Consider the following 25861-nt stretch of genomic DNA (forward strand, 5'->3'; position numbering starts at 1 on the left):
TCTGGAAGCATGCCATGACCGGGCGACCTGTCGTAACAGGTGGACGCCATCTCGTGAAGATTATCCTTCCTCGTCCGATTCGTCCCGTCGCGGAACCTGCTCTTGACAGGCACGTAACGTCGGCTTAGTTTGCTTGTCACTACAGGCCTGTAATGACATCCCGCCTCTTGCGAGTGATGCGTTCCCGCGGCTTCGACTTCCACCGCTCCGGCGGACCTGCTCTCTCTGGAGACACGATGCGTATCCGTCCCACACGCCGGCCCTGGCGCGCGGCCTCCGCGGCGACGATCGCCGCTCTCGCGGTCCTGGCCACGGGGTGTAACTCCTCCGGCGACACCGCGGCCGACGACAAGCCGAGTGCCGCCGCCGGTGGCGGCGACAAGCCGTTCATCGCGCTCAGCAACGGCTTCATCGGCAACGGCTGGCGGCAGACGATGATCGCCAAGTTCGAGGCCGCCGCGACGCAGGCGCAGAAAGACGGCCTGATCAGCAAGTACAAGGTCGTGAACGCGCCCGGCGAGAACTCGGCCACCGAGCAGGTCGCGCAGATCAAGAGCCTGCTGCTGCAGAAGCCGGACGCCCTGCTCATCGACCCGTCCTCGCCGACCGCGCTCAAGCCGGTCATCCAGCAGGCGTGCAACGCCGGCGTCAAGGTCGTCGTGTTCGACTCCGCGATCGACGCTCCCTGCGCGCACGTGCTGCAGAACAGCTTCGTCGACTGGGCCACGTACGCCGCGAAGCCGCTTCTGGAGGGCATCGGCGGCAAGGGCAACGTGATCGTCAGCCGCGGCGTCGTCGGCTCGCAGCCCGAGGCCGAGATGTTCGACACCACCAAGAAGATCCTCGGTGACTACCCCGGCGTGAAGACCGCGGCGACGGTGACCGGCATGTGCGACGGCGCCACCGCGCAGAAGGCCGTGCTCGGTGTGCTGTCCAGCGTGGCGAAGGTCGACGGCGTCATCGGCTGCGGTGACGGTTACGGCGTCGCGCAGGCGTTCACGACCGCCGGCAAGCCGGTGCCCGCGGTGACGTTCGAGACGAACGGCCGCGCGCTGAACTACTGGAAGGACAACAAGATCGACAACGGCTCCGTGGCGGTCATGTCCGACCCGGGCCAGTCGGTCGCCGCTCTGTGGGAGGCCCTGGACCTGCTCGACGGCAAGGACGTGCCCAAGCAGATGACCTTCCCGATCGTCCTCGTGGAGCAGAAGGACCGCGACGCGTGGGCGGGCGCGCTCAAGCCCGACGAGTACGCCGCCTGGCCGTGGACCCGCGAGCTGTTCCGCCAGCAGGTCGAGGCCGTGAAGAGCGGCGGCGAGCCGGTGCGGCCGCCGATCCCGACGGCCGCGGGCTGACCGGAGCCGACGCACAGGAAGGCATGCACGTGGACAACCGGGGACCGCAGGCAGGGCGGCCCGTCGTCATCGCCAAAGGCGTGACCAAGACGTACGGGCGCACCCGGGCGCTCGCGGGCGTGGACCTCGAGGTCCGCGCGGGCGAGGTGCTCGGGCTCGTCGGACACAACGGGGCCGGCAAGAGCACCCTCATGCGCGTTCTCGCCGGGCTGGAAGGCTGCGACGAGGGCGCGGTCCTGGTGCACGGCAAGGAGGTCTCCGGCGAGGCCGGCCCGCGCGCCGCGGACTTCCGCGCCGTGCGGATGGCCTACCAGGAGACCTCGCTCTGCCCCGATCTCACCATCGCGGAGAACATCTGGGTGTCCTCGCGGCACTGCCTCCCGAGGGTGCGGTGGCGGCGGGCGGCCGGCGACGCCGTACGCCGCAGGCTCGACGAGATGTTCCCCGGCCACGGAGTGTCCCCGCGCGACCGGGTCGAGGACCTGTCGATCGCCCAGCGCCAGATGGTCGAGATCACCAGGGCCAGCCTGGTTGACCGGCTCGACCTGCTGATCCTCGACGAGCCGACCGAGTCCCTCGGCCCGGACGCGGCGCGGTCGCTGTACGACTACGTGCGCCGGCTGACCGCGGACGGCACCGCCGTGCTGCTCATCTCGCACCGCATCCGGGAGGTCCTCTCGGTGGCCGACCGCGTCGCCGTGCTGCGCGACGGCGCGGTCACCGCCGAGCGGGCCTCCGCCGGGCTGGGCGAGCAGGACGTGCTCACCCTGATGGGCGCGCACGTCGCGGTCCCGTCCGACAAGGAGCGGGCCGCCGTCTCCGCCGGCGGTCCCGCCGACGGCGCGGTGGTCGCCGAGCTGCGCGGCGCCACCGCGCCCGGCCTGCGCGACGTCTCCCTGCGGGTCGGCGCGGGCGAGGTCGTGGGCCTGGCCGGGCTGGCCGGTCAGGGCCAGCAGGAGGTGCTCGAACGCCTGTGGCGTCCGGTCCGGCGCGACACCAAGGTGCGGGGCACCCGCGCGTACGTGCCCGGTGACCGGCAGCGTTCCGGCGTCCTGCCTTTGTGGAGCGTGGCGGAGAACCTCATCGTCACCGCTATGCGCGGCCTGGCAAGGCAGGGCCTGCGCCGGCCCGCCCAGGAGCGCGCGGCGGTCGGCGACTGGGTCGAACGTCTCGCGATCCGGGGCGGCGCGGACGCCGGGATCACCGAGCTCAGCGGCGGCAACCAGCAGAAGGTCATCGTCGCCCGCGCGTTCGCCTCCACGGCGGAGCTCGTGCTGCTCGACGACCCCTTCCGCGGCGTGGACGTGCACACCAAGACCGACCTGTACGGCCTCATCCGGCAGGAGGCGGCGCAGGGCCGGAGCGTCGTCTGGTACTCGAGCGAGAACGCCGAGATGGCCCACTGCGACCGCGTCTACGTGTTCCGCGCCGGCCGGGTGGTCGCCGAGCTGGTCGGTGAAGAGATCTCCGAGGAACGGATCATCGCCGTCTCCTTCGCCGAGTCGGATGGAGAGCAGAGCAATGAGTGAGCTCCTCGCGTCGGCCCTGCCGTCCCGGGCGCGGATGCGCCGCACGGCGCCGGCCGTGGTCAGCGCCGTCGCCCTGATCGCGATGATCGGCGTCTGCGCGTCGCTGCAGTCGGACGTGCTCACCGTCGGCGGCCTCACGCTGGTCCTGTCGGCGACCGTGCCCCTCGTCATCGCGGCCCAGGCCCAGATGGCGCTGATGTCCGTCGGCGACATCGACCTCGGCATCGGCAACTTCGTCGGCCTGGTCACCGTGGTCGCGGCGACCCGGCTGGTGTCCTCGCCGCTCGTCGGCGTCCTGATGCTTCTCGGGCTGGTCGCGGCCTACGCCGTGCTCGGCGCGCTCATCCACCTCCGCCGGGTGCCGTCGCTGATCGCGACACTCGGCGCGTCGTTCGTCTGGCTGGGGCTGGGCCTGTTCCTCCTGCCGACGCCCGGCGGCTCGACCCCGGAGTGGCTGGCCTCGTTCGGCTCGTGGGCGCCCGCCGGGTTCCCCGCGCCGCTGCTGCCGATCCTCGTCGTCGCCGCGGTCGTGTACCTCCTCACGTCGCGCAGCGCGCTCGGCGTGCGGATGCGCGGCCTCGGCAGCAACCCGGTGGCGCTCCAGCGCGCCGGCCTGCGCCCGCTCACGTCACGCGTCATCGCGTACACGGCGGCGGGCGCGCTCGGCGTCGTGTCCGGGCTCCTCCTGGCCTCCCAGACGGGCGGCGGGGACGTGTCGTCGGCCTCCAGCTACACCCTCATGACGGTGGCCGCGGTGATCCTCGGCGGCGGCTCCTTCTTCGGCGGGAGCGCCGTCCCCTGGGGTGTGGCCATCGGCGGGGTGACGCTCGGTCTGGTCAGCGTGGTCCTCAGCCTGCTCGACGTGCAGTCGAACATGCAGTCCGCCGTGCAAGGCGTGATCGTCCTGGCCGTGCTCGCCGGCCGCGTCGTGGTCGGGAAGGTGCTGCGATGAACATCCGCGCGATCGGTTCGCGCCCGTGGATCTGGGGCTTCGCCGCGGCGGCGCTCGTCTGGCTGGTCATCCTGATCATCTCGGGCCAGGGCGGCGGCCAGACGGTGTCCCTGGCGCTCTCGCTGGCGCCGTACCTCGTCATCGTGGGGCTCGGCCAGATGCTCGTCATCACGGCCGGCCCCGGGAACATCGACGTGTCGGTGGCGCCGATCATCTCGCTCGCCGGGTTCGCCTCGGTCGGGGTGGCCGCCTCGACCGGCTCGGCGACCGTCGGCGTCCTCGCGGGCATCGGCGTCGGCGTCCTCATCGCGGTCATCAGCACCGTGGCCATCCTCGGCCTGTCCGTCCCTCCGATCATCGCCACGCTGGCCGCGGGGCTCGTCGCCTCCTCGCTCACCCTGACGATGGCCGGCGGCTTCACCGCGGTCCCCGACCCCGGCCTGCGGCAGCTCCTCAACGTGCGCCCGGCGGGTGTGCCGATCCTCGCCGTGGCCGTCGCGGTCCTGACCGGCCTGATCATCGCGCTGCTGCGCCGTACGGTCTACGGCCGGTCCCTGATCGCGGTCGGGCAGAACCGCAGGGCCGCCGAGCGGGCCGGCATCCCGGTCGCCCGCGTCATCGCGACGACGTACCTGGTGAGCGGCGCGCTCGCCGGGCTGACCGGGGCGCTGCTCGCGGCCTACATCGCGCCCTCCGCCGACCTCGGCACGCGCTACCTGCTCGACTCCGTCGCCGTCGTCGTCATCGGCGGCACGCTCATCTCCGGCGGCCGGGCCGTACCGGTGGGCGTGTGGGGAGCGGGGCTCTTCTTCATCCTGCTCGACGGCCTGGTCAACCTCGTGGGCTGGAGCACGGCCGCGCAGAACCTGCTCAAGGGCGGCCTGGTGCTCTTCGTCCTCTTCCTCGCCGGCGGGAGTGACCGTGCCGGGGGCACGGCCTCCCGATTCAGAAGACGGCCGCGAACGGCGGCCGCGACCACCACCACAACAACAGGAGACAACACTCATGGCTGACACCGACGGCCTGATCGACGCCCGCGACTTCGGGACGTCCGGGACCCCGGCGGGCAGCACCGCGGGCGGCTTCCACGTCAAGGGCGCCCACGCGCAGGACTGGGGCCTGCAGAACCGGCTGTCCCGCATCTTCCGTCCGGACACCGGGCGCACGGTCATGCTGGCGTTCGACCACGGCTACTTCGTCGGGCCGATGGCCGGCCTGGAGCGCCTCGACACCAACATCGCCCCGCTCGTGCCCTCCGCCGACGCGATCATGATGACGCGCGGCGCGCTGCGCACCAGCATCCCCTCCACCAGCAGCGCCGGGATCGTCCTGCGCGCCAGCGGCGGCCCGAGCATCCTGCGCGAGCTGTCGGACGAGCACCTCGCCCTCGACATCGAGGACGCCGTACGGCTCAACGCCGCGGCCCTGGCCATCCAGGTGTTCGTCGGCGGCGAGCACGAGTCGCGGTCGGTCGCCAACCTGGCCAAGCTCGTGGACGCGGGCCAGCGGCACGGCGTCGCCGTGCTCGGCGTCACCGCCGTCGGCAAGGACATGGTCCGCGACGCCCGCTACTTCCGGCTGGCCACCCGGATCAGCGCCGAGATGGGCGCGCACATCGTCAAGACGTACTACGTCGACGAGGGCTTCGAGACGGTCACCGCGAGCTGCCCGGTGCCGATCATCGTCGCCGGCGGCAAGAAGCTGCCCGAGCTGGACGCCCTGACGATGGCCTACCGCTCGATCCAGGAGGGTGCCGCCGGCGTCGACATGGGCCGGAACATCTTCCAGAGCGAGCAGCCCGCCGCCATGCTCGCCGCCGTCCGCGCGGTCGTGCACGACGGTCTCAAGCCGGAGGAGGCCTACGAGCTCTTCAAGGAGCGGTCGGCCGCCGGTACCGCAGCGTCCTGACCCTTCGTGGGCGCGGGTCCCTGGCGGCATCGGCAGTGCCGCCGGCGGGGACCCGCGCCCATCATCCCCGGGAGCCTCCCCATGCCGCACCACCACGCCGGACGTGACGACGTCGTCGACCTCGCCGTCATCGGAGCCGGTATCAACGGGCTCGCCGTAGCCCGAGACGCCGCCGCCCGCGGCCTGCGCGTCGTCGTCGTCGACCGCGCCGACGTGGGCGCGGGCACGTCGAGCACGTCGAGCCGGTTGATCCATGGCGGCCTGAAGTACCTCGAACGGTACGACTTCACGCTCGTGCACGAGTCCATCCGCGAGCGGCACCTGCTGTTCCGCACCGCACCCCACCTCGTACGGGACTACCCGATGCTCATCCCCTTCTACGAGGGGAACAGCAGGCCGGGCGCGCTGATCCGGCTCGGCCTGGTGGCGTTCGACGCCATGGCGATGACCCGCGGGCGCGGGCTCAGCCGCGGCGTCTCCGTACGCAAGGTGGCCCGCCGGTGGCCCACCCTGTCGAGGAAGGGGCTGCGCGGCGCCGGGCTGTTCCACGACGCGCAGGTGCCGTGGGCCGAGCGGCTCTGCGTCGAACTGCTCCTCGACGCCCAGCGGCTGGGCGCCCGGGTGTTGACCCACACCACCGTCACCGGTCTCATCGTCGAGGGCGACCGGATCTCCGGCCTGCGGGCCGAGGACAACAGGACAGGTGAGCGCACCGAGATCCGGGCCGCCGTCACCGTGAACGCGGCCGGTCCGTGGATCGACAGGATCCTCGACGGCCAGGTGGAGAGCCGGCGCCTCAACGGGGGCACGAAGGGCAGCCACGTCATCGTCGACGCGTTCCCCGGCGCCCCCGACACCTGCATCTTCTTCGAGGCCGCCGCCGACCAGCGGCCGATCTTCGTCTTCCCGTGGCAGGGCCGGTACGTGCTCGGCAGCACCGACATCACCTTCGAGGGCGACCTGGACGAGGTCGTCGCCAGCGACGCCGAGATCGACTACCTGCTCGCCGAGACCAACCGGATCTTCCCGGACGCCGGGCTCACCCCCGCCGACGTGCTGTACAGCGTGGCCGGGGTACGGCCCCTGCCGTACACGGCCGGGGTGTCGGACAACGCCAAGATCAGCCGCGGGCACACGGTGCTCAACCACGAGCCGGCGTACTCGGGGCTGCTCACCGTCATCGGCGGCAAGCTGACCACCCACCGCGCCCTCGCCGAGGACGTCACCGACGAGGTGCTGCGCGTGCTCGGCCGCCGGCCCCGCCGCTGCGTCACCCGCGAGCGGCCGTTCCCCGGCGCGGACACCTCCGACTGGAAGGCGTTCGCCCAGGACTTCATCCGCTCGTCGCCGCTCAGCGGGAAGCAGTCGCGCAGGCTGCTCACCATCTACGGCGTGCGCGCCCGCCGGGTCCTCGAACTCGCCGCCGCCGACCCCTCGCTGGCCGAGGTCGTCGATCAGGAGTCCGGCGCGCTCGCCGCCGAGGTCGTCATGGCCGTACGCGACGAGGGGGCCGTGACGCTGGGTGACATCCTGTTGCGACGTATCCTGGTCGGGCTCGGCGCGGACATGGGCCTTTCGGCCGCCCCCACCTGCGCCGACGTCGCCGTACGGCACCTTGGCTGGGACGAGGCGCGGGCGCGCGCCGAGGTCGCCGGTTACGAGGCGGAGCTGCGCCGCTACCGCCCCCGCGCCCTGGCCACGTCAACATCCAGCGGAAGCGACAGGAGGATCTCGTGACGGCCCCCGCCACGTGTTACATCGGCGTCGACGTCGGCCTCACGGCGTCGAAGGCCGCCGCCTTCGACGCGGAGGGCAACGAGATCGGCGTGGTGCACGCCCGCACGCCGCGCACCGCCGTGACCGCGCACCGGCACGACGTCGACATGCTCGGGCTGGCCGACACGGTCGTGTCGCTGCTCGGTGACCTCGCGGGCAAGCTCGCCGCCGACGGGTACGTCCCGGCCGGCATCGGCGTGGCCGCCCACGGCAACGGCCTCTACCCGGTGGACGCGTCCCTGCGGCCGGTCGGCCCCGCCGTCGCGTCGTCGGACAGCCGGGCCCAGCACATCGTGGACGAGATCCCGGAGGAGGACGCGCTCCGCCTGGCGCGGGAGACCGGATCCATCCCGTGGGCGGCCCAGCCCAGCGTGCTGCTGCGCTGGCTGCGCGACGCCGAGCCGGAGGCGTACGCCGCCACCCGGTGGGCGCTGTCCTGCAAGGACTGGGTGACGTCGCAGCTCACCGGGGTCCCGAGCGCGGACTACAGCGACGCGAGCGCGTTCGGCATGGTGGCGCTCGACACCCGCGAGTACAGCGCGACCGCGCTTGAGCTGGTGGGCCTGCCCGCGAGCGACCTCGACCGGTTCCCGCCGCTGCGGGAGTCCGGCGAGATCGTCGCCGGGCTGACCGCCCGCGTGGCCGAACTGACCGGGCTCCCCGAGGGGCTGCCCGTGATCGCGGGCTGCATGGACTGCGTGGCGGCGACGCTGGGCGCCGGAGGCCGCGAGCTCGGCGACGTGACGATCATCGTCGGGACCTGGGCCATCAACGGCGTGGTCGTGCCCGCGGGCACCCCGGCGCCCGAGGTCACCCTCAGCGCGCTGATGCCCGACACCGCCACGATGCTGGCCATGGAGGTCGCGCCCACCTCGGCCGCCAACCTCGAATGGCTGGCGTCCGCGTCGGTGCCGCACGGCCAGGTCGGCGGCGTCCCGGCCACCGAGCTCCTGGCGGAGGCGGCCGCGGTGCCGCCGGGCGCGGACGGCCTGCTCTTCCTGCCCTTCGTGAACGGCGCCCCCGAGCATCCCGCGGCGTCCGGGACCTTCCTCGGCATCTCGGGCATGCACCGCCGCGGCCACCTCACCCGCGCGGTCATCGAGGGCGTCGCCCAGTACCACCGGGTCCAGCTCGACCGGGTCCTGGCCAGCGGCGCCGACGTCGGCGACCGCCCGTGGCGGCTGGCAGGCGGCGGCGCCAGGTCCGAGGTCTGGGCGCAGATCTTCGCCGACGCGCTCGGCCGTCCCGTACGCCGCCAGCTCACCAGCGAACTGGGCGCGCGCGGCGTCGCCTCGCTGCTGCCCGCCGCGCTCGGCCACGACACCGCGCCGTGGTCGGTCAACGACGAGGACGACCTGTGCGTACGCCCCGGCCCCGCCCGTGACGCGTACGTCCGGCACTCCGAGGTGTTCGACCGGTGCCTGGCCGGCATGTGGGCACCCTGGTCGGAGGTCGAGCGGTACCGCACCGCCCCCTGACCCCGGCTTTGAGGGGGGCCGGCTCAGCGGGCCGAGTGGAAGCGGCGGTGCAGGTCGTGCACCCGCTCGGCGAGCTCGGGTACCGGCCCCTCCACCACGACGCCGGGGGCGACCTCCCGGATCGGGAGGGGCCGTACCGGCGCGGCGGGAACGCCCAGCTCGGTCAGCCAGGACACGAGCTGCTCGGTCGAGCTCGCGTACACGATGCGGCCCAGGCCGACCCAGCCGTGCGCGGCCGCGCACATCGGGCAGTGCTCGCCCGAGGTGTAGACCGTCGCCGCCGCCCGCTCCTCGGGGGTCATGTTCGCGGCGGCCCAGCGCGCCAGCTCGAACTCGGGGTGCCGGGTGTGGTCGCCCCCGGCCACGCGGTTGTGGTCCTCGGCCAGCGCGGTCCCGTCCGCCGAGACGAGCACGGAGCCGAACGGCTCGTCGCCGTCCTCCAGCGCCTCGACCGCCAGCTCCACGCAGCGCCGCAGATGCCGCAGATCCGCGTCGGTCAGCATAGGTCCCCCAGTAGTGAGATATTCCGCGCAATGCTGGATGATGTGTCCATTATGTGGGCGAAGATGCTCTTTCTGTGAGGTCTGGCCGCACGTGCGCGCACGCCTCCTCGCGAATCACGAGGTCGTGATGCGCAAAGTGCAAGGATCGGCCGCTGTTTGTCCATGGAGCGGACCCTGCCCCCGGAGTGAAGGTTGCGGCTGACCGGATCACCGTGGGCGAGGGAGGACGAAGGCGTCATGGGCGTCACACAGCAGGCGAGGCGAAGCGCCGGAGTGGCCGCCGGAGTGGCCACGATCCTCATGGCCGCCGCGTGCGGGAGCGGTGGCGGCGCCGCCACCGGCGGGGACAGACCGGCCACGTCCGCGGGTCCGGTGACCGTCGAGTGGTGGGGCTGGGCGCCCGGCTACGACAAGGCGGCCGAGGCCTGGAACGCCTCCCACCCGGGCATCCAGGTGAAGTACACCCAGATCGAGCCGGGCGCCAAGGGCGGTTACCAGAAGATGCTCGGCGCGGTGAAGGCGGGGAACGCCCCGTGCCTGGCCCAGGTCGGCGGCGAGACCCTGGCCAGCTTCCTCGTCGAGGGGGCCCTCGAGGACATCACCGACTACGCCAAGGAGTCGAACGCCAAATTCCAGCAGTGGGCGGTCAACTCGGTCACCTTCGGCGGCCGGCAGGTGGCCGTGCCGGTGGACTCCGGGCCGATGGGCATGTTCTACCGCAAGGACCTCTTCGCCAAGCACAAGATCGATGTGCCGAAGACCTGGGACGAGTTCGCCGCCGCGGCCGAGAAGCTGCACGCCGCCGACCCCAAGGTCTTTCTCACCTCGTTCAACCCGGACGACATGTACGGCTTCAGCGGCTACGCCTGGCAGGCCGGTGCGAACTGGTTCTCCACCTCCGGTGACGCGTGGAAGGTGAGCATCACCGACGAGCCCACGCTCAAGGTCGCGAACTACTGGCAGGGCCTGCTCGACAAGAAGCTCGTCGACGTCAAGTCCGCCTGGTCGGACGCCTGGTTCAAGGACTTCACCGACGGCAAGATCGCCTCGCTGGTCGGCGCGGTGTGGATGACCAAGGTGCTGGAGGACTCGATCCCAAAGACCTCGGGCGCGTGGGCCGTCGCGCCGATGCCGTCCTGGGAGAGCGGCACCGCCGTCACCGGCAACGTCGGCGGCTCGCCCAACGCCGTGCTGAAGGGATGCGCGAACCCCAGGGAGGCGGTCGAGTTCGCCACCTGGCTGGCCACCGACCAGGCCGCGTTCGACGACCTGGTCGTCAACGGCGGGCTCTTCCCGACCTCCACCGACGGCACCTCCCTGCCCGCGATGAAGTCGCCGCGGCCGTTCTACGGCGACCAGCCGGTCTTCGAGGTCTTCTCCGAGGCCGCCAGGACGGTGGCGCCGTCCTTCGGCTGGGGCCCGACGACCCCGGCCGTGAACGACGCGTTCAACTCGGCGGTGGGTGAGGCGGTGTCCAAGGGGGGCAGCCTGGCCGACGCGCTGAAGACCGTCCAGGAGAAGGCCGTGGCCTCCATCAAGGACAAGGGCTTGAGCGTCACCGAGGGCTAGGTCGTGTGAGACGTCCCGTACGGCGCCGCCGTGCGGGACGTTTCCTCTCCAGAAAGCGAAAACATGGCAGTCCAGCAACATGAGACGGCCCGTCGGAGTGGCAGGGCGGTGACCAACCGGGCGGCGTTGATCTTCCTCCTGCCGTTCGGGGCGCTGTTCGTCGTCTTCTTCGTGCTCCCCATCGGGTACGCGATCAACGAGAGCCTGTACAAGCTGAAGCGGTCGGGTCTCGGGTTCGGCACGCCGGAGCGGGTCTTCTCCGGCCTGGCGAACTACGCGGCGGTCTTCGGGAACGGCACTTTCCTGGCCGGGGTGCGGCGGCTGCTGCTGTTCGGGATCGTGCAGGTCCCGATCATGCTCGGCCTGGCGCTGGTGCTCGCGCTGGTCCTGGACGGTCACGCCGCCCGGTTCAAGCGGTTCTTCCGGCTCGTCTACTTCCTGCCGTACGCGGTTCCGGGCGTCATCGCGGCGATCGTGTGGTCGTTCCTCTATACGCCCGAGATCTCCCCGTTCGGGCTGGACCTGCTCGGCGGCGGCGTGGTGTTGTGGTCGATCGGGAACATCGTCACGTGGACCTGGACCGGCTTCAACATGCTGGTGATCTACGCGGCGTTGCAGGCCATCCCCAAGGAGCTCTGCGAGGCCGCGTCGATGGACGGGGCCAGTGCCTGGCGGATCGCCTGGTCGATCAAGATCCCGATGGTCCGCTCGTCGCTCATCCTGACCGGGGTCTTCTCGATCATCGGGACGCTGCAGCTCTTCAACGAGCCGACCGTGTTGAACGGCGTCACGACCGCCGTCTCGAAGGGCTACACGCCGCTGATGTGGTCGCTCCAGGTGGCCCTGGACAACAACGACTACGCGCTGGGGTCGGCGATCGCCATCGTGCTCGCCCTGCTGGCGGGCGCGCTGTCCTTCCTCTTCCTGCGGCTGTCCGCCTGGCTCACCCGACGTGGAGTGATGTGACCGATGCGAACGTCCATGCGAGCCCAGGTGCTCACCACCGCGTTCCTGTTCGTGGTCGCCGTCTACATCCTGCTGCCGGTGTGGTGGCTGGTCGTGTCCGCCACCAAGTCGGGCGGCGACCTGTTCGACACGCCCGGCCTCTGGTTCGGCGACCTGAACCTGGCCGGCAACGTCGAGCGGGTGATGTCGCAGGACGGCGGCCTGTACCCCCGCTGGCTGCTGAACACCCTGATCTACTCCGGAGGGGGCGCGCTCGGCGCCACGCTACTCGCCGCCATGGCGGGGTACGCGCTGGCGAAGTACCCCTTCCGCGGCCGCGGCGCCGTGTTCGCGGTCATCATGGGGGCAGTCCTCGTCCCCGCCCCGCTGATCACGCTTCCGCTGTACCTCCTGGAGAGCCGGCTCGGGCTGCTGAACACCATGTGGGGGGTGCTGCTGCCCTGCATGGTCAGCCCGTTCGGCGTCTACCTCGCCCGCGCGTACGCCGAGGCGGCCGTTCCGGACACGCTGCTTGAGGCCGGCCGCATCGACGGGGCGGGGGAGCTGCGGATCTTCTTCACCGTGGGGATCCGGCTGATGGCTCCCGCGTTGGTGACGTTGTTCCTGTTCCAGTTCGTAGCGATCTGGAACAACTTCTTCCTGCCCATGATGGTGCTCAACGACCAGGCCCTGTGGCCCATCACCCTGGGCCTGGTCAAGTGGCACGGCATCCGTACCGGCTTCCTGCGCGACGCCGTGGTCACGGGCGCCCTCATCTCGATCATCCCCGTCATCCTGGCCTTCGTGTCACTGCAGCGTTTCTGGAAGGCCGACCTCGCCGCGGGAAGCGTCAAGCTGTGATGTCCGGCCTCACCCGAGGTCGGGCTCCGGGCGCAGCTCGATGACCGGATCCCCGGCCGCGTCCAGCTCCAGGATCACGATCTCGTTGTCCCCGGTCCGCAGCAGCGGGCCGGGGACGTAGAGCGTGCGCTGCGGCCCGACCGACCAGTAGCGGCCCAGGCAGAATCCGTTGACCCAGACGTAGCCGTGCCCCCATCCCGGCAGCGCGAGGAACGTGTCGGCGGGCTCGTCCACCTTCACCTCGCCGCGGAAGAAGGCGGGCGCGGCGGCCACCGTACCCGGCGTGAACGGGACCCCGGGCGGCAGGTCGCCGAGCGGCACGGCCTGCGCGGTCACGCCGTGGAGGTACTGCCGCTCGTGCCTGATCCCGCCGGTGACGCCCTTGCGCTCGCCCATCCTGGGGCCGTAGTTGACCCGCCCGAGCGACTCGACCAGCAACTCGACCGTGGCCGGGCCGGGCACCTCCACCGCCTGGTGCTCCGTCTCGTTCACGGAGTCGAGCACGGCGACCCGTACGCCGTCCACGTAGACATGGGCCCGGTCGCGAAGGCCGTCCACGACCAGCGGGTACGACTCACGCGGCCCGGGGACCTCGACCCGGTAGTGGACCAGGCCGTGGTCGAGCCCGAGATCCTCGAACGCCGGGGGAGTGGGGAAGACGACCGGCGGGCCCGCCAGCACGGGCAGAGCGGGCAGCAGCGGAGCCGACTCCGTCAGCCGAACGGTGGCGGGCGGCAGTACGGGCGGCGCGGGAGGCGGCTCCGGCGCGGGGTTGTAACGCGTCAGCACGTCGCGGAACAGCCGGAACTTCTCGGTGGGAGCGCCGTGCTCGCTGATGGGGGCGTCGTAGTCGTACGACGTGACGGTCGGCAGGTAGGCGCCGGTCTCCAGGTCGCGGTTCGCCCCGGCTCCCGTGCCGAAATTCGTTCCCCCGTGCGCCATGTAGATGTTGACCGAGGCGCCCGCCTCCAGCAACTGCTCCAGCACGGAGGCGGCCTCGGCCGCGTCGCGGGTGACGCGCGGGCGGCCCCAGTGGTCGAACCAGCCGATCCACAGCTCCATGCACGCCACCGGGTCGCCCGGCCGGTGCCGCCTCAGGACCTCGACCGCCCGCAGAGGATCGGAGCCGAAGGTGGCGGTGGCGAGCACGCCCGGCAGGGAGCCGCCGGTCAGCATGTGGTCCTCCGGCCCGTCCGCGGTGAACAGCGGGACGTCGATCCCCGACCCGCGCATGGCGTCGGCGAGGTGCCTCAGGTAGGCGGTGTCCGTGCCGTACGAGCCGTACTCGTTCTCCACCTGCACCATGAGCACGTTGCCGCCCCGGGTGATCTGGTGCGCGGCGACGCGGGGGAGCAGCCGGGCGAACCACCGGTCGACGTGGGCGAGGAACTCCGGGTCGCTCGTCCTGAGCCGGCCGGTGACCCACGACGGCAGGCCGCCGTTGTCCCATTCCGCGCAGATGTACGGCCCGGGCCGCACGATCGCGTGCAGGTCCGCGCGGGCCGCGGCCTCAAGGAAGCGGTCCAGCTCGTCCAGGCGCCGGTACGTTCCGGGACGCGGCTCGTGCAGGTTCCAGGGCACATAGGTCTCCACCGTGTTGAGGCCCATGGCGCGCATCATCGCCAGCCGGTGCGACCACTGGTCCGGATGCACCCGAAAATAATGCATAGCGCCAGAAAGTAGGCGAAACTCCTCGCCGTCCAGCCGAAAGCCGCCGTCCTCGATCGTGAAGTTCCTCACGGACGATCCCCCTTGATTCGTGACGGGATCGTCATCCAGCCTCATTACGATCCCCGGGCACGAGCTTGCCGAGGGCGGGGTGGGGCGACCATGGACAATTCGCGGCGTCCTGTTGGACCCATCGCGTGGGTGGAGGGGCAGGAGCCCTGGGACCACTGGTGGCACTACCTCACCCCGAGCCCGGTCCACCGGCGTCTCGGGCTCGCCTGCCTCGCGGTCGGCACCCAGCGGGGACGGCTGCCCGCCGTCGGTCCCCGCGTGCTCGACCACCACGTCGCCGTGATCGTCCTGTCCGGGCAGGGCTGGTTCTCCTGGGGAGGCCGGCCGCCGGTCGACGTGGCCGGGCCCGTGCTGCTGTGGCTGTTCCCCGGCGTGGAGCACCACTACGGCCCGTACGAGCCGGGCTGGTCGGAGTGCTTCGCCGACTTCACCGGCCCGGCCATCGCCGCCTACGGCGAGCTCGGGTTCCTCGACCCCGAGGAGGCGGTCGTCCCGCTGTCGTCGGCGGAGCCCGCCCAGCTGGTCGTCAGGAAGATGGCCGCCGCCTGCCGCCGGGGCGGCCCCCACATGGAGGTGGAGACCTCCGCCGCCGTGCACGAGTTGCTGGTGACCCTGCGGCGCAGCCGCGCCGACCACGACCCCAACGGCAACCCGCTGCTGGAGAGCCTGGCCGGAGACGCCTGCCTGCCGCTGTCCGTGCCCGAGCACGCCCGGCGGCTGTCCATGCGGGTCGCCGAACTCCGCGACGCCGTACGGCGCAGCGCCGGATGCAGCCCCAAGGACTACATCCTGACGATCCGGCTCAACCAGGCCAAGGAACTGCTGGCCGGCACCGATCTCGGGGTGGCCGCGGTCGCCCGCCGGGTTGGGTACGACGATCCGGGATACTTCACCCGCCTGTTCACCCGGCGGGTGGGGGTCGCCCCGAGCGTGTTCAGGGAGCAGCGGTCCCGAGGCCCCGCCGGTTCCTGATGTCGGGCCACGGCCTCATTCGTGGAAAGGTGGTGGTCCGCAAATGTGTGGACACCGCTTGAGAGGACAAACGGGATGATGGCCGGAGACCGACGAAGCCTGCGGCTGCTCGTCACCGGGGGCGGAACCGGCGGGCACACGTACCCGGCGCTGACCACCATCGGGGCGGTACGGGAACGGGCGGCCGCCGCCGGTGTCGACCTCGACGTCTTGTGGGTGGGCACGGCCGACGGCCTGGAGGCCCACGTCAGCGCCGAGAACGGCATCCCGTTCCGGGCGATCAAGGCGGGGAAGCTGCGCCGTAGGCCCAACCTCCGCGAGCTGGCCTCGAACATCGCCGACATGTTCCGGATCCCGGTCGGCCTGATCCAGGCCGCGAGCATCGCGGCCCGATACCGCCCGGACGTCGTGCTGTCCACCGGCGGGTACGTCTGCGTGCCGCTCGGGCTCGCGTCCCGGGTGTTCGGCCGCCCGCTCGTGATGCACGAGCAGATCACCGCGCTCGGCCTGGCCAACCGGATCCTGGCGCGGTTCGCCACGCGGATCGCGCTCACCCACCCGTCCTCGATCGACCACCTGCCCGGATCGGCCCGGGACCGGGCGGTCGTCACGGGCAACCCCATCCGGCCGCACCTCGTGCACGGGGACGCCACGTCCGTGTGGGAGCACTTCGGGCTCACGCCGGGGCTGCCGCTCATCTACGTCACCGGGGGCGCGCAGGGCAGCCGCCAGATCAACACGATGATCGAGGAGATCCTGCCCTCGCTGCTCACCCGCTCGCAGGTGCTGCACCAGTGCGGCGCCGGCTGGATCGGCCAGCTCGCGCAGAGTGCCGACCGCCTTCCGGAGGAGCTGAGGCGGCGCTACCACCCGGTGCCGTACATCGGAGGCGAGCTGGCCGACGTGTTCGCCGCGGCCGACATCGTGGTCTCCCGCAGCGGCGCGGGCACGATCGCCGAGCTGACCGCCGTGGGCAAACCGTCGGTCCTGATCCCCCTCGTGCCGTCCGCCGGGGACGAGCAGCGCCAGAACGCGCGCTACCTGGCCGAGTCCGGCGCCGCCCGGGCGATCCTGGAGGACAAGCCCGGCGCGGACCGGCTCCTCGCCGAGCTGAACGCCCTGCTGGGCAACCCCGGCGACCGCGCCGCCATGGCGTGGGCGGCCAAGTCACTCGGCCGTCTCGACGCCGCCGACGCGCTCGCCCGGGTGATCCTCGACGAGTCCGGCGTCGTGGGCTTCCTCGACGCCGGCGACGGCGGGCACCGTACGGTGTGACGGCACCCGCCGTGGGGGTCGGCCGACCGCGGATCAGAAGACCGGCACGCCCTCGCGGACGAGCTTCCAGTTGGCCTCGGCGAAGGTGGCGGGGTCGATCGTGCCGGAGGCGGTGGCGTACTCGATCAGCGCCTGCCGGATCTCCACCTGGGCGTTGTAGACCACCGGAGCGGTCTTGACGTGCGGGAAGCCGCCGCCGCCCGACTGCCGGTAGTTGTTGATCGCGACCACGAACCGCTGGTCGGCGGCGATCGGCTGCCCCTGGTAGGCGAGGCCGACGATGCGCTGCCCGACCGGCTTGGAGATGTCGATGTCGTACGTGACGCCCGACAGCTGGTCGTAGTTGTAGTCGGGGGTGCCGGCCGCGTTGGTGAGGGTGGCGACGTCGACCGGCGCGCCCGGAGCCACCTGGGCGAAGTACTTCGCGGAGTACTCCAGGTAGTCCTTGATCTGGGTGCCGGTCAGCGTGACGCCGAGCAGCGTGTTGTCGTAGACGTACAGGCCGGCCATGTCACGGACGCTCACCGGGCCCGCGGGGAAGACGGCGGTGCGGCTGAACGGCGCGGCGATCGACAACACCGGCAGCGACGCCTCGGGCGTGCCCGCGATCGCCTTGCTCACCAGGTCGGTCTGCACCTTCTGGATGTAGTCGAGGATCGCGGTGTCCTTGTACGGCGACTCCGCCGCGGACAGCTGCTCCTTGGACTGGGCGATCACCTGGTTGACGTAGCCCACCGTCTTGTCGTGCTGTGACTTCATCAGCGCGACGATCTTGGGGTCCTCGGCCACGGTGTTCGCGTTCAGCGTGGTGGACGACTTGGTCGTGACGGACCACTGGCCGCGCTGCTTGGTCAGGGTGAAGTCGACCACCGACAACCGCTGGCCCCACTTGCTCGGCTCGGTCAGCAGCACCTGCTCACCGGTGACCTTGTTGGTGACGAAACGCTGCGGCACCTCGTTGTGGGCGTGGCCGAAGAGGACGGCGTCGACCCCCGGCACCTCCTCGGCGACCATGGCGGCCGCGTTCTCCACCGGGAGGTCCGTGCCGTAGGAGGACAGGCCGTTGTCACCCGCGTGCGCGGTGACGAGGACCACGTCGGCGCCCAGGCCGCGGATCACCGGCACCCACTTCTTCGCGGTGGTGACCAGATCGAGGAACTTCAGCTTGCCGTCGACGTTGTCCTTGTCCCAGATGGCGACACCCGGGTTGGTCAGCCCGAGCACGCCCACCTTGACCGGCTTGTCGCCCTTGACCTTCATCGTCTTGATGACGAACGGCTCGTAGGCGGGACGGCCGGTCGTGGCCGACACCGCGTTCGCGCCCAGCACCGGGGCGTCCATCTGCTTGATCCACCTGGCCAGCAGCGGCAGGCCGTAGTTGAACTCGTGGTTGCCCAGGGTCACCGCGTCGTATCCGATGGCGTTCATGGCCTTGGCCATCGGGTGGAGCTCGCGGGACTCGGTGATCGGCTCGACCTTGGCGTAGTAGTAGTCGAGCGGCGTGCCCTGGATGGTGTCACCCGAGTCGAAGAGCAGCGTGTGGTCCGCTCCCCGGTCCGCCCGGATCTGCTTGACCAGCGTGGACACCTTCGCCAGGCCGACGTCGTTGTGCGCGCTGTCGTCGTACTCGGTGTTCTTGAAGTAGTCCCAGTTGAGTGCGTTGCCGTGGATGTCGGAGCTGGCCATCACGGTGATCTTCACCGTGTGGTCGGGGCTCGCGGCGGCGAGGGCCGCGGGGGTGACGAGGCCGAGGGCCACCATGGCGGTGGCGCCGGTCGTGAGCGCCCGCCGGACGTTTGATGACATGCCAGGGAGAGTAGTTACGGGATATTACTCGGTGGTCACAGCTTCCTTAATGGGACATAGTGACCGGATGTGATCTCCGAAACGCCACCGCCGGTCGCCGGGTTGGCCCGCAGCCTCGGTCTGCCCGTGCCGGACGAGCCCACGCTCGACGCGCTGGCCCGGAGCTGGTGGGGCACCCGCTGAGCCGGGCCGCCGTCACCAGCGCATGTGGACCTGTTCCGCCCAGCCGAGCAGGCCGTCGACCTGGATCGGCGTGCCGCCGTCCGGCCGGACCACCCCGCTGTAGTGGCCGAAGCACTGGTGGCCCTCGGTGGAGATCAGCCCGGCGTTGGTCCGGTCGGCCCGCTCGTGGAACGGCGTGAACGTCAGGTCCACCTGGTCGGAGCCGGGCGTCCGCAGCGTCCACGGGGCGAGGTAGTCCGAGGTGGAGTACGTCCACTCCAGCTCCTCACCGATCTTGGTGAGCCTGCCGTCCACGCACAGGGCGTTCTCGGTCATGCCGGTGCCCGCCGTCCACTTGCCACCGAACTGGAGGCCCACCACGTGCCCGTCGGCCTCTCCGGAGGCCGCGCCCCAGTTCCACAACGTGTCGTACGGCCAGCGGCCCCTGCCGTGGTCGAGCACGCCCCATCCGGCGAAGTCGATCGCCGTTCCGCCGATGCGTACGGTGCCCTCCGCGCGCCGGGCGGTGTGCTTGGACGTGTACTGGAACCGGCGCTCGCTCCACGGGATGACCACGCTGAGCGTCTCGTGCCCGGGAGGCAGGGCGACCAGCAGGTCGGCCTCCAGCGGCCCGTCCGGCGTGACGCAGCGGGCGCGCAGGCGGGTGCCGCCCTCCTCGTGGACGATCTCGGCGGTCACGGCGCCGCGTACGGCCACGTCCCCGTCGAGCAGGCTCGCCGGCAGCCGTACCCCCCGGGCGAAGGGGATCATGCTGGTCTTGCTGAACTCGCGCCCGCCGTACTCCAGGAAGTAGACGCTGTTCAGCCCCATGTAGTCGATGTCGCTGACGGTGATGGCGATCAGGTGCGTCGGCGTCGCGACGCACCAGTACTCCCACCGTTTGGTCCGGCCCCAGCCACGCAGGTTGCAGCGGTGCAGCGGCGTGCGCGACCAGCCGACGGCGGCGGGGTTGAGCCGCCCGTCGGGGGTACAGAGATCGATCGGTGCGGTGATCTCCGGCTCGTGGGTGGACGTCTCATGAGGGGACATGGGCCGCAGCCTAGCCAGATCATCTGTTCCAGAGGAAGATTCGGTCCGCCGACGGCCGGGCGAAGGCATGTAATTCACCGTCTGGGACCAATGACACACCAACAGGTCACCCGAAACTGGTTGTCCGGATTGATACGGTTGAACCGCGGACAGGCACGGAATTAAGGAGACCGGTGGAGGTCGAACAGACAGCGCTGCCCGGCATAGGGCTGCGTCACGAGTTCGTCACGCAGGCAGGAAGGCGCATCGGTGTCGTGTCACACCGTACGGGGCGCCGGGACCTGATCGTGTACGACCGCCTCGACCCCGATCGGGCGTGCGAGGCGATCAAGCTGAACGACGAGGAGTCGGACGCCCTGGCCGAGTTGCTGGGCGCGCCGCGGATCGTGCAGCGCCTCAACGCCCTTCATCGAGAGGTCGAGGGGCTCGTCAGTGAGCAGTTGCCGATCGCGCCGGGCACGCCGTACGCGGGCCGGCCGATGGGAGACGCGCGGGTTCGCACCCGCACCGGGACGTCGATCGTCGCGGTGGTGCGCGCCGGGCAGGTGATCGCGAGCCCGGGCCCGGAATTCGTGCTCGCCGCGGGGGATGTGGTGGTCGTGGTAGGAAGCTCAGAGGGCACCGAGGCCGTCGCCGAGATCATGGCGAACGGGTAGGGCAGCGGGTGCACACAGCAATACTTTTCGTCGAACTCGGTGGTGTCATCCTCGCGCTGGGCGTGCTCGGAGCGTTCGCCCTGCGCGTCGGTATCTCTCCCATTCCCCTCTATCTGATCGCCGGTCTCGCCTTCGGCACCGGCGGCATCCTCCCCCTGGCGACCAGCGAGGACTTCATCTCGGTCGGCGCCGAACTGGGCGTCATCCTCCTGTTGCTCACCCTCGGGTTGGAGTACAACGCGGACGAGCTGGTCACCAGCTTGCGCGGTAACTTCCGCGGCGGACTGGTCGACCTCGTCCTGAACGCCGCCCCCGGCGCGGTGGCGGCCCTCCTGCTCGGCTGGGGACCCGTCGCGGCGATCGCGATGGCCGGCGTCACCTACGCCACGTCCTCCGGAATCACGGCCAAGGTGCTGTCCGACCTGGGCTGGATCGGTAACCGGGAAACCCCGGTGGTGCTGTCGCTGCTGGTCTTCGAAGACCTCACGATGGCGGTGTACCTGCCGATCCTCACCGCCGTACTCGCCGGGGTGAGCTTCTTCGGCGGTGCCGTCACCGTCGCCATCGCGCTCGCCACGGTCAGCGTCGTCCTGCTGGTCGCCCTGCGGTACGGACGCGTCATCGAGGCGTTCGTGTCCAGCCCCAACTCCGAGGTCCTGCTTCTGAAGGTGGTCGGCCTGGCCCTGCTGGTCGCCGGCCTCGCCCAGAAGCTGCAGGTCTCGGCCGCGGTCGGCGCCTTCCTGGTCGGCATCGCGCTGTCCGGCGAACTCGCCGAGGACGCCCGGGCGTTGCTCTCCCCGATCCGTGACCTGTTCGCGGCGGTGTTCTTCGTCTTCTTCGGCCTGCAGACCGACCCGGCCGCGATCTGGCCGGTCGCCGGTCTGGCCGCGCTGCTCGCCCTGGTCAGCATGATCACCAAGCTGGCCACCGGCGCGTACGCCGCCCGGAGAGCGGGGATCGCCCGAGAGGGCCGGGTACGAGCGGGCATCGCGCTCATCCCGCGCGGTGAGTTCAACATCGTGATCGCCGGCCTCGCGGTCGCCGCCGGGGCCCATCCGGACCTCGGACCACTGGCCGCCGCGTACGTCCTGATCCTGGCGGCGTTCGGTCCCCTGGCAGCCCGCCTGGTCCAGCCGCTCATCGCCGCGGTCGCACGCCGCGCCTGACCCGGAGGGCCGTCCGTGGGAGTCGAGCTCGTCTACGAGACACACTCGATCACCACGGACAACGAGACAGGCGTCGCGACCGGCTGGCTCCCCGGCGAACTGTCGCCGCAAGGCCGGGCTCTCGCCGCGGAGCTCGGCCTGCGCCGCCGCGACGACGGCTTGGCCGTGGTCTTCACGTCCGACCTGCGGCGCGCTGTCGAGACCGCCGAGATCGCGTTCCGGGACGGCGGCATCCCCATCGTCCCGGACCCGCGGCTCCGCGAGTGCGACTACGGCGTGTTCAATGGGGGACCGGTCGCCGAAGTCGCCGCGCAGAGGTCACAACACATCCGCACCCCCTGGCCCGGCGGGCAGAGCTACCAGGACGTCGTGGAGCAGACCAGGGAGTTCCTCCGCGACCTCGTCGTCCGCTGGGACGGCACGCGGGTCCTGCTCGTCGCGCACTCCGCCAACCGGTGGTCGCTGGATCACCTGCTGAGCGGGGTTCCGCTGGAGGAACTCGTCGACGCGCCGTTCGACTGGCGGCCCGGCTGGACCTTCCACGTCCCCGCCTGGTTTCGGTGACCGGGCGTCGGAGACGTGGATCATGTCGGCCGGATGCCCGTCTTCCGGCAGCGGGGCGCCGCTCCGCTAGTCGTCTTCCGACTGAGTGGCGCCGCGCCCGGCCGCTCCCCTGCGATCGTCGGGCACGTGGGGCGCCGGTCCTTCGGGATCGATTCCGGCCGGAGCGTCGGCACCGCCGGCGTCTTCCCGGTCGTCGGGCAGATGAGCCGGAGGCTCGCCCGAGGTGCTCTCAGGGTCGGTCTCAGTCATGGAACACTCCTGCCTTCGGGGATCATCTCTTCTCGGCCGGTACGCGGCATGGTCCGGCGCCCGAAGGGACGATCCGTACATAAATGGACCAACTATCCACAGGGGCGACGAGTCACAGCCCGCGGAGGTAAAAGTCTCCGAAAAGCGAAAACCCGTCCAGCCGGGTCCATGGCTCTCGGGCCGTGAGCCGTCGTCAGGTGGCAGTTGACCGCTGGTTCTCGCACGGATGATGGCGTCCCGGCGCCCCCCGGCATGGCAGCGCTGTGCTTCTACGGGCTGTGCTTCTACGCGTTGCGCATTCAGAAGGGTGGGACGTCGTCGGCCGGGTCCGGTGGTGGACCGGCCGCAGCGGCAGGTCCCTCTCGTTCTGCCGGGAGCGGTTCAGGATCGGGTTCTTCCCACCAGGCGGGTTCGTAGGTCCATGTCGGCAGGAACGGGAGTTCGTCATTGGCGGGGTCGGTGATGCTGCCCGCGCCGTACCCGCTGACCGCAAGCCCGTGTGCTCCGCTCCCGCCTCCGAACCCGCTCACGATCTCCCTGCGGCCTCCGCCGCCCACCTCGCTGCCGATCCCGCTGCCGATCTCCCTGCCGACGTGGCCGCCGTTCCCGCCAGCGATCCTCCTGCCGACCTGGCGGCCGCCCTTACTGTCCCCGTCGTCCCCGTCATGGCCAGCGGTTGAGAGGTCTGGCGTGCCGACCACCCGTCCCCCCGCACCGCTGCCATCCGTTGTGGACGCACCCGCCTGCGACCTACCCGCCGTGGGCACGTCTGCCTCGGGTCCTCTTGTCTCGGGCTCGCCTGTCTCGACCCCGCTCGCTGTGAACGAGCCGGGCTTGGGCCTACTCGCTGTGGACGCGCTTGCCTCGGGTGCTCTTGTCTCGGAACCGCCTGCCTCGGAACCGCCTGCCTCGGAACCGCATGTCTCGGAACCGCCTGCCTCGGAACCGCATGTCTCGGAACCGCCTGCCTCGGAACCGTATGTCTCGGAACCGCATGTCTGGGCCCCGTTTGCCGTGGCACGTACCTCGCATCCGCACGCCTTGGGCCCGCTCGCCGGGTGGGTGTTGGCCGCTCCGCGCTCGTTGGGGCCGGTCCAGCCGTTGGGGGCGAAGGGTTCGGGCATGGGTTCGATGATCGGCGGCGGCTCGGCCGGGTAGCGGTGGCCGGTCCGGCTGATCCAGGTCAGGTGCCCGGGGCTGGTCTGGATGACCTGCCAGCCGTTGTCGCGCAGGTCGTGGTCGTGCGCGCACGCGGCGGCGAGGTTGTGTTCGGTGGTGGGGCCGCCGTGGGCGTACTGGCGGGTGTGGTCCATCTCCGACCGGGCGGCTGGTGCACGGCATCCGGGATGGGAGCAGACCCTGTCGCGGATCTCGATCCGTCGCCGCAGCCCGGCTGTGGGGAACCGCCGCCGCTCATCCCCAGCCGCCATCGATCGTCCGGTGACCGGTCCTCCGGCGCCGTCCGCCCCGGCGCCGTCTCCCGGAGAGCTGGCTACCTCCGCGATGTTCGCTCCGGCGGCGCGTGGGTCAGTGGTATGGGTTGCAGCGTTTTTCGCGGAGGACACGCCACTGCCGGCGGGTGCACTGCTGTCGGCAGTTGCGGTCGCGGCTGGCATCAAGGTCACAGCCGTGGCCGTGGACAGGGCCGGGGCGCGGTCGCAGTAGGGGCGGGAGGCGGGGGTGCGGTGTCATGGTCGCCTACCCCGCTGTGGTGCGATGTCCGGTCTGTGGCCTGCCTGTATTGGCGCATGATGTCGGCGATGACGGCGGCCCAGCCGCCCTGGGCGTAGATGTCGGCGTGCAGCTCGCGCAGGAGCGACAGCGGGAGCTGGAGCTCGACGATCCCGCGTCGGCGAGTCGATGCGGATCTCCCGCGAGGATCCGTTTCCGGTTCGGTGTCCGGCTCGCGGGCAGGGACCGCCCTTCTCCCGATCGCCCCTGAACGACCACCCACGGCCGGAGGGCTGGAAGCCGAAACAGGATCGGACTCCCGCTCGCGGTTGGCAGTCGGGCAGGAAGCAGAAGCAGGACCCGGATCAGCCGGACGGAATGGAGGTGGGGACGGTGGATCAGCCAGAGGGAATGGAGGCGTGGCCGCTGGATCAGCCGGGCGAGACGCGGAAGAGGTGCCCGGTCCGGCCGGATGGGATGGAGGGGTGGGTGCTGGATCGGCCGAGCGGGGCGCAGGGGCGGGTGTGGGGTGGCGGGGCCATCCTGTGGGGCGGCGTCGGGTGATCCCGGCGTGCAGGAGTTGGCCGTCCTCGTCGCAGATGGCGAACCGCCACTCCCCGCCGATCTGTCGTTTGGCGAGCCGGCGTGCGAGTTGGGCGTGGATGGGTCCCCATCCGGCGAGTTCGGCGGGCAGGTCGTCCAGGTGCATCAGCGTGGACACCTGGACCCGTAGCTCACCGGCCGCGAACCCGGCCGCGAACCTGGCCGCCCCGACCGTAGGGGCGGCCGCGGTGTTGTTCTCGTTCTTCGTGCTTCCTGTCATGGTGCCCGCGCCTGCCAGGCCCGTCTGCAGGTTGCGGTTACCGGTCCCAGGGGTGGGGGCAGCGTTGGACTCGTCCCCAGAGCCGGGGCCAGTGTCAGGACCAGACCCTGGGGCGGGACCGGCGGGACCACCAGGACCAGGATCGGGATCGGACCCCGGGGCGGGGTCGGCGGGGCCACCATCGCCAGGACCATCGCCAGGGCCAGGACCAGGACCACGACCACGACCGGGATCGGGATCGGGGGCGGGCGGACCCGCGTCAGGGTCACTGTCGCGGGGCTCGGGGGTGCAGACGTCGCCGCCGTTGTGGACGGGACTGCGGGGAATCGCCTCGGAACCAGGGGCGTCGCTACCCCCGAGGGGATCTCTGAGGCTCGCATTGGGGCCGAGGTCGCCGCCACCGGCGCCGCACGCGTCCGACGTATCGATGCCGTCGCCATGGTCGGCGTGATTGGCGAGGGTCGCGCTTGTGTCGGTGTGGGCAGCCTCGCCATCACCAGAGCCGTCCGGGTCACACGTATCGATGCCGTTGCCGTGATCGGCGGGACCGGAGGAGGTCGCGCTGGCGTCGATGTCGTCAGCCCGGCCGCCGCCAGCGTCGGACGCGTCATAGGGGTCGGCGCCGTCGCCGTGATCGGCAGAGCCGGAAGTGCCCGCTCCGGTGACGGTGTCGTCAACGTCGCCGTCCTTCTCGCCGTTGACGTGCTGGACGTCGTGGAGGCCGTCGGAGCGCCGGGTCTTCTCGTCGTCCCCAGTGTCGTCGGTGTCGTCGCAGGTGTCGTAGAGGTCGGTGCTGTCGTCGAGGTCGGTCACGTCGAAAGGATCGTCGGAGAGCTGGTCGTCGTAGTCAT

The 25861-nt window shown here is 71.1% G+C and carries 23 protein-coding genes; 16 read left to right on the forward strand and 7 right to left on the reverse strand.

The window, feature by feature from the left end; translation table 11 throughout:
* Positions 1–236: 236 nt before the first annotated feature.
* From AB0I59_RS03125 to AB0I59_RS03155, 7 genes are all read left to right on the forward strand, one after another.
* Positions 237–1355: an ABC transporter substrate-binding protein gene (locus tag AB0I59_RS03125; protein ID WP_228637394.1), complete on the forward strand. Its 1119-nt coding sequence runs from the start codon at positions 237–239 to the stop codon at positions 1353–1355.
* A 23-nt stretch (positions 1356–1378) separates the two neighbouring features.
* Positions 1379–2884 (forward strand): sugar ABC transporter ATP-binding protein, encoded by a 1506-nt coding sequence (locus AB0I59_RS03130; RefSeq protein ID WP_061253614.1) that lies wholly within the window; start codon positions 1379–1381, stop codon positions 2882–2884.
* Positions 2877–3836 carry an ABC transporter permease gene (locus tag AB0I59_RS03135; protein WP_061253615.1) on the forward strand — a complete coding sequence of 320 codons (960 nt, stop codon included), beginning with the start codon at positions 2877–2879 and terminating at the stop codon, positions 3834–3836. The genes AB0I59_RS03130 and AB0I59_RS03135 overlap by 8 nt, the downstream gene beginning before the upstream one ends.
* Positions 3833–4849, forward strand: coding sequence for an ABC transporter permease (locus AB0I59_RS03140; RefSeq protein WP_358129456.1), 1017 nt, complete (start codon positions 3833–3835; stop codon positions 4847–4849). Before AB0I59_RS03135 ends, AB0I59_RS03140 begins: the two co-directional genes overlap by 4 nt.
* Positions 4842–5744 (forward strand): 3-hydroxy-5-phosphonooxypentane-2,4-dione thiolase, encoded by a 903-nt coding sequence (lsrF, locus tag AB0I59_RS03145; protein WP_061253617.1) that lies wholly within the window; start codon positions 4842–4844, stop codon positions 5742–5744. The genes AB0I59_RS03140 and lsrF overlap by 8 nt, the downstream gene beginning before the upstream one ends.
* Positions 5745–5825: 81 nt before the next feature.
* Complete coding sequence (locus tag AB0I59_RS03150) at positions 5826–7481, forward strand: glycerol-3-phosphate dehydrogenase/oxidase (RefSeq protein WP_358129459.1); 1656 nt, start codon at positions 5826–5828, stop codon at positions 7479–7481.
* On the forward strand, positions 7478–8998 hold the full coding sequence (locus AB0I59_RS03155) for an FGGY-family carbohydrate kinase (RefSeq protein ID WP_061253619.1): 1521 nt from the start codon (positions 7478–7480) through the stop codon (positions 8996–8998). The genes AB0I59_RS03150 and AB0I59_RS03155 overlap by 4 nt, the downstream gene beginning before the upstream one ends.
* A gap of 23 nt (positions 8999–9021) precedes the next feature.
* On the opposite strand, the gene AB0I59_RS03160 is transcribed toward AB0I59_RS03155, so the two are convergent.
* Positions 9022–9501 carry a nucleoside deaminase gene (locus tag AB0I59_RS03160; RefSeq protein WP_061253620.1) on the reverse strand — a complete coding sequence of 160 codons (480 nt, stop codon included), beginning with the start codon at positions 9499–9501 and terminating at the stop codon, positions 9022–9024.
* Between the two features lie 237 nt (positions 9502–9738).
* Between AB0I59_RS03160 and AB0I59_RS03165 the strand changes: the two genes are divergently transcribed.
* The 3 genes from AB0I59_RS03165 to AB0I59_RS03175 all read left to right on the forward strand — a co-directional run bounded on the left by AB0I59_RS03165 (position 9739) and on the right by AB0I59_RS03175 (position 12876).
* The gene (locus AB0I59_RS03165; RefSeq protein ID WP_358129464.1) at positions 9739–11070 is read left to right on the forward strand and encodes an ABC transporter substrate-binding protein; all 1332 of its coding nucleotides are present in this window, start codon (positions 9739–9741) and stop codon (positions 11068–11070) included.
* A 108-nt stretch (positions 11071–11178) separates the two neighbouring features.
* Positions 11179–12036 carry a carbohydrate ABC transporter permease gene (locus AB0I59_RS03170; protein WP_358129467.1) on the forward strand — a complete coding sequence of 286 codons (858 nt, stop codon included), beginning with the start codon at positions 11179–11181 and terminating at the stop codon, positions 12034–12036.
* Positions 12037–12039: 3 nt separating this feature from the next.
* Positions 12040–12876 carry a carbohydrate ABC transporter permease gene (locus AB0I59_RS03175; RefSeq protein ID WP_228637384.1) on the forward strand — a complete coding sequence of 279 codons (837 nt, stop codon included), beginning with the start codon at positions 12040–12042 and terminating at the stop codon, positions 12874–12876.
* A gap of 9 nt (positions 12877–12885) precedes the next feature.
* Here AB0I59_RS03175 and AB0I59_RS03180 read toward each other — a convergent pair whose 3' ends face one another.
* Positions 12886–14661 carry a glycoside hydrolase family 35 protein gene (locus AB0I59_RS03180; protein WP_358129470.1) on the reverse strand — a complete coding sequence of 592 codons (1776 nt, stop codon included), beginning with the start codon at positions 14659–14661 and terminating at the stop codon, positions 12886–12888.
* Between the two features lie 45 nt (positions 14662–14706).
* Here AB0I59_RS03180 and AB0I59_RS03185 point away from each other — a divergent pair, with 45 nt between their 5' ends.
* On the forward strand, positions 14707–15588 hold the full coding sequence (locus tag AB0I59_RS03185; RefSeq protein WP_358129473.1) for a helix-turn-helix transcriptional regulator: 882 nt from the start codon (positions 14707–14709) through the stop codon (positions 15586–15588).
* Between the two features lie 75 nt (positions 15589–15663).
* Entirely contained in the window at positions 15664–16863 is a 1200-nt protein-coding gene (locus AB0I59_RS03190) for a UDP-N-acetylglucosamine--N-acetylmuramyl-(pentapeptide) pyrophosphoryl-undecaprenol N-acetylglucosamine transferase (RefSeq protein WP_061253627.1), read from the forward strand.
* A gap of 33 nt (positions 16864–16896) precedes the next feature.
* Here AB0I59_RS03190 and AB0I59_RS03195 read toward each other — a convergent pair whose 3' ends face one another.
* Positions 16897–18669: a bifunctional metallophosphatase/5'-nucleotidase gene (locus AB0I59_RS03195; protein ID WP_061253628.1), complete on the reverse strand. Its 1773-nt coding sequence runs from the start codon at positions 18667–18669 to the stop codon at positions 16897–16899.
* Positions 18670–18864: 195 nt separating this feature from the next.
* Positions 18865–19881: a DUF2804 domain-containing protein gene (locus tag AB0I59_RS03200; protein WP_358129477.1), complete on the reverse strand. Its 1017-nt coding sequence runs from the start codon at positions 19879–19881 to the stop codon at positions 18865–18867.
* Positions 19882–20054: 173 nt separating this feature from the next.
* Here AB0I59_RS03200 and AB0I59_RS03205 point away from each other — a divergent pair, with 173 nt between their 5' ends.
* The 3 genes from AB0I59_RS03205 to AB0I59_RS03215 are packed head-to-tail and all read left to right on the forward strand — an operon-like array spanning position 20055 to position 22267.
* Positions 20055–20537, forward strand: a complete 483-nt coding sequence (locus AB0I59_RS03205) for a cation:proton antiporter regulatory subunit (protein WP_061253630.1) — start codon at positions 20055–20057, stop codon at positions 20535–20537.
* Positions 20538–20545: 8 nt separating this feature from the next.
* A complete protein-coding gene (locus AB0I59_RS03210; RefSeq protein ID WP_061253631.1) occupies positions 20546–21703 on the forward strand; it encodes a cation:proton antiporter in 1158 nt (385 codons plus the stop codon).
* 15 nt (positions 21704–21718) lie between these two features.
* Complete coding sequence (locus AB0I59_RS03215; protein WP_358129481.1) at positions 21719–22267, forward strand: histidine phosphatase family protein; 549 nt, start codon at positions 21719–21721, stop codon at positions 22265–22267.
* A gap of 66 nt (positions 22268–22333) precedes the next feature.
* Here the strand turns inward: AB0I59_RS03215 and AB0I59_RS03220 are convergent, their stop codons facing one another.
* The 3 genes from AB0I59_RS03220 to AB0I59_RS03230 all read right to left on the reverse strand — a co-directional run bounded on the left by AB0I59_RS03220 (position 22334) and on the right by AB0I59_RS03230 (position 25279).
* The gene (locus tag AB0I59_RS03220; RefSeq protein WP_358129484.1) at positions 22334–22516 is read right to left on the reverse strand and encodes a hypothetical protein; all 183 of its coding nucleotides are present in this window, start codon (positions 22514–22516) and stop codon (positions 22334–22336) included.
* A gap of 299 nt (positions 22517–22815) precedes the next feature.
* On the reverse strand, positions 22816–23946 hold the full coding sequence (locus tag AB0I59_RS03225; protein WP_358129487.1) for an HNH endonuclease: 1131 nt from the start codon (positions 23944–23946) through the stop codon (positions 22816–22818).
* A gap of 1060 nt (positions 23947–25006) precedes the next feature.
* Positions 25007–25279: a hypothetical protein gene (locus AB0I59_RS03230; RefSeq protein WP_358129489.1), complete on the reverse strand. Its 273-nt coding sequence runs from the start codon at positions 25277–25279 to the stop codon at positions 25007–25009.
* Positions 25280–25487: 208 nt separating this feature from the next.
* Here AB0I59_RS03230 and AB0I59_RS03235 point away from each other — a divergent pair.
* Positions 25488–25861: hypothetical protein (locus AB0I59_RS03235; protein ID WP_358129492.1), on the forward strand; the 374-nt coding region annotated here is incomplete at its 3' end.

Origin of the sequence: Microtetraspora glauca, from assembly GCF_040656155.1 — a bacterium.
Classification (GTDB): domain Bacteria; phylum Actinomycetota; class Actinomycetes; order Streptosporangiales; family Streptosporangiaceae; genus Microtetraspora; species Microtetraspora glauca.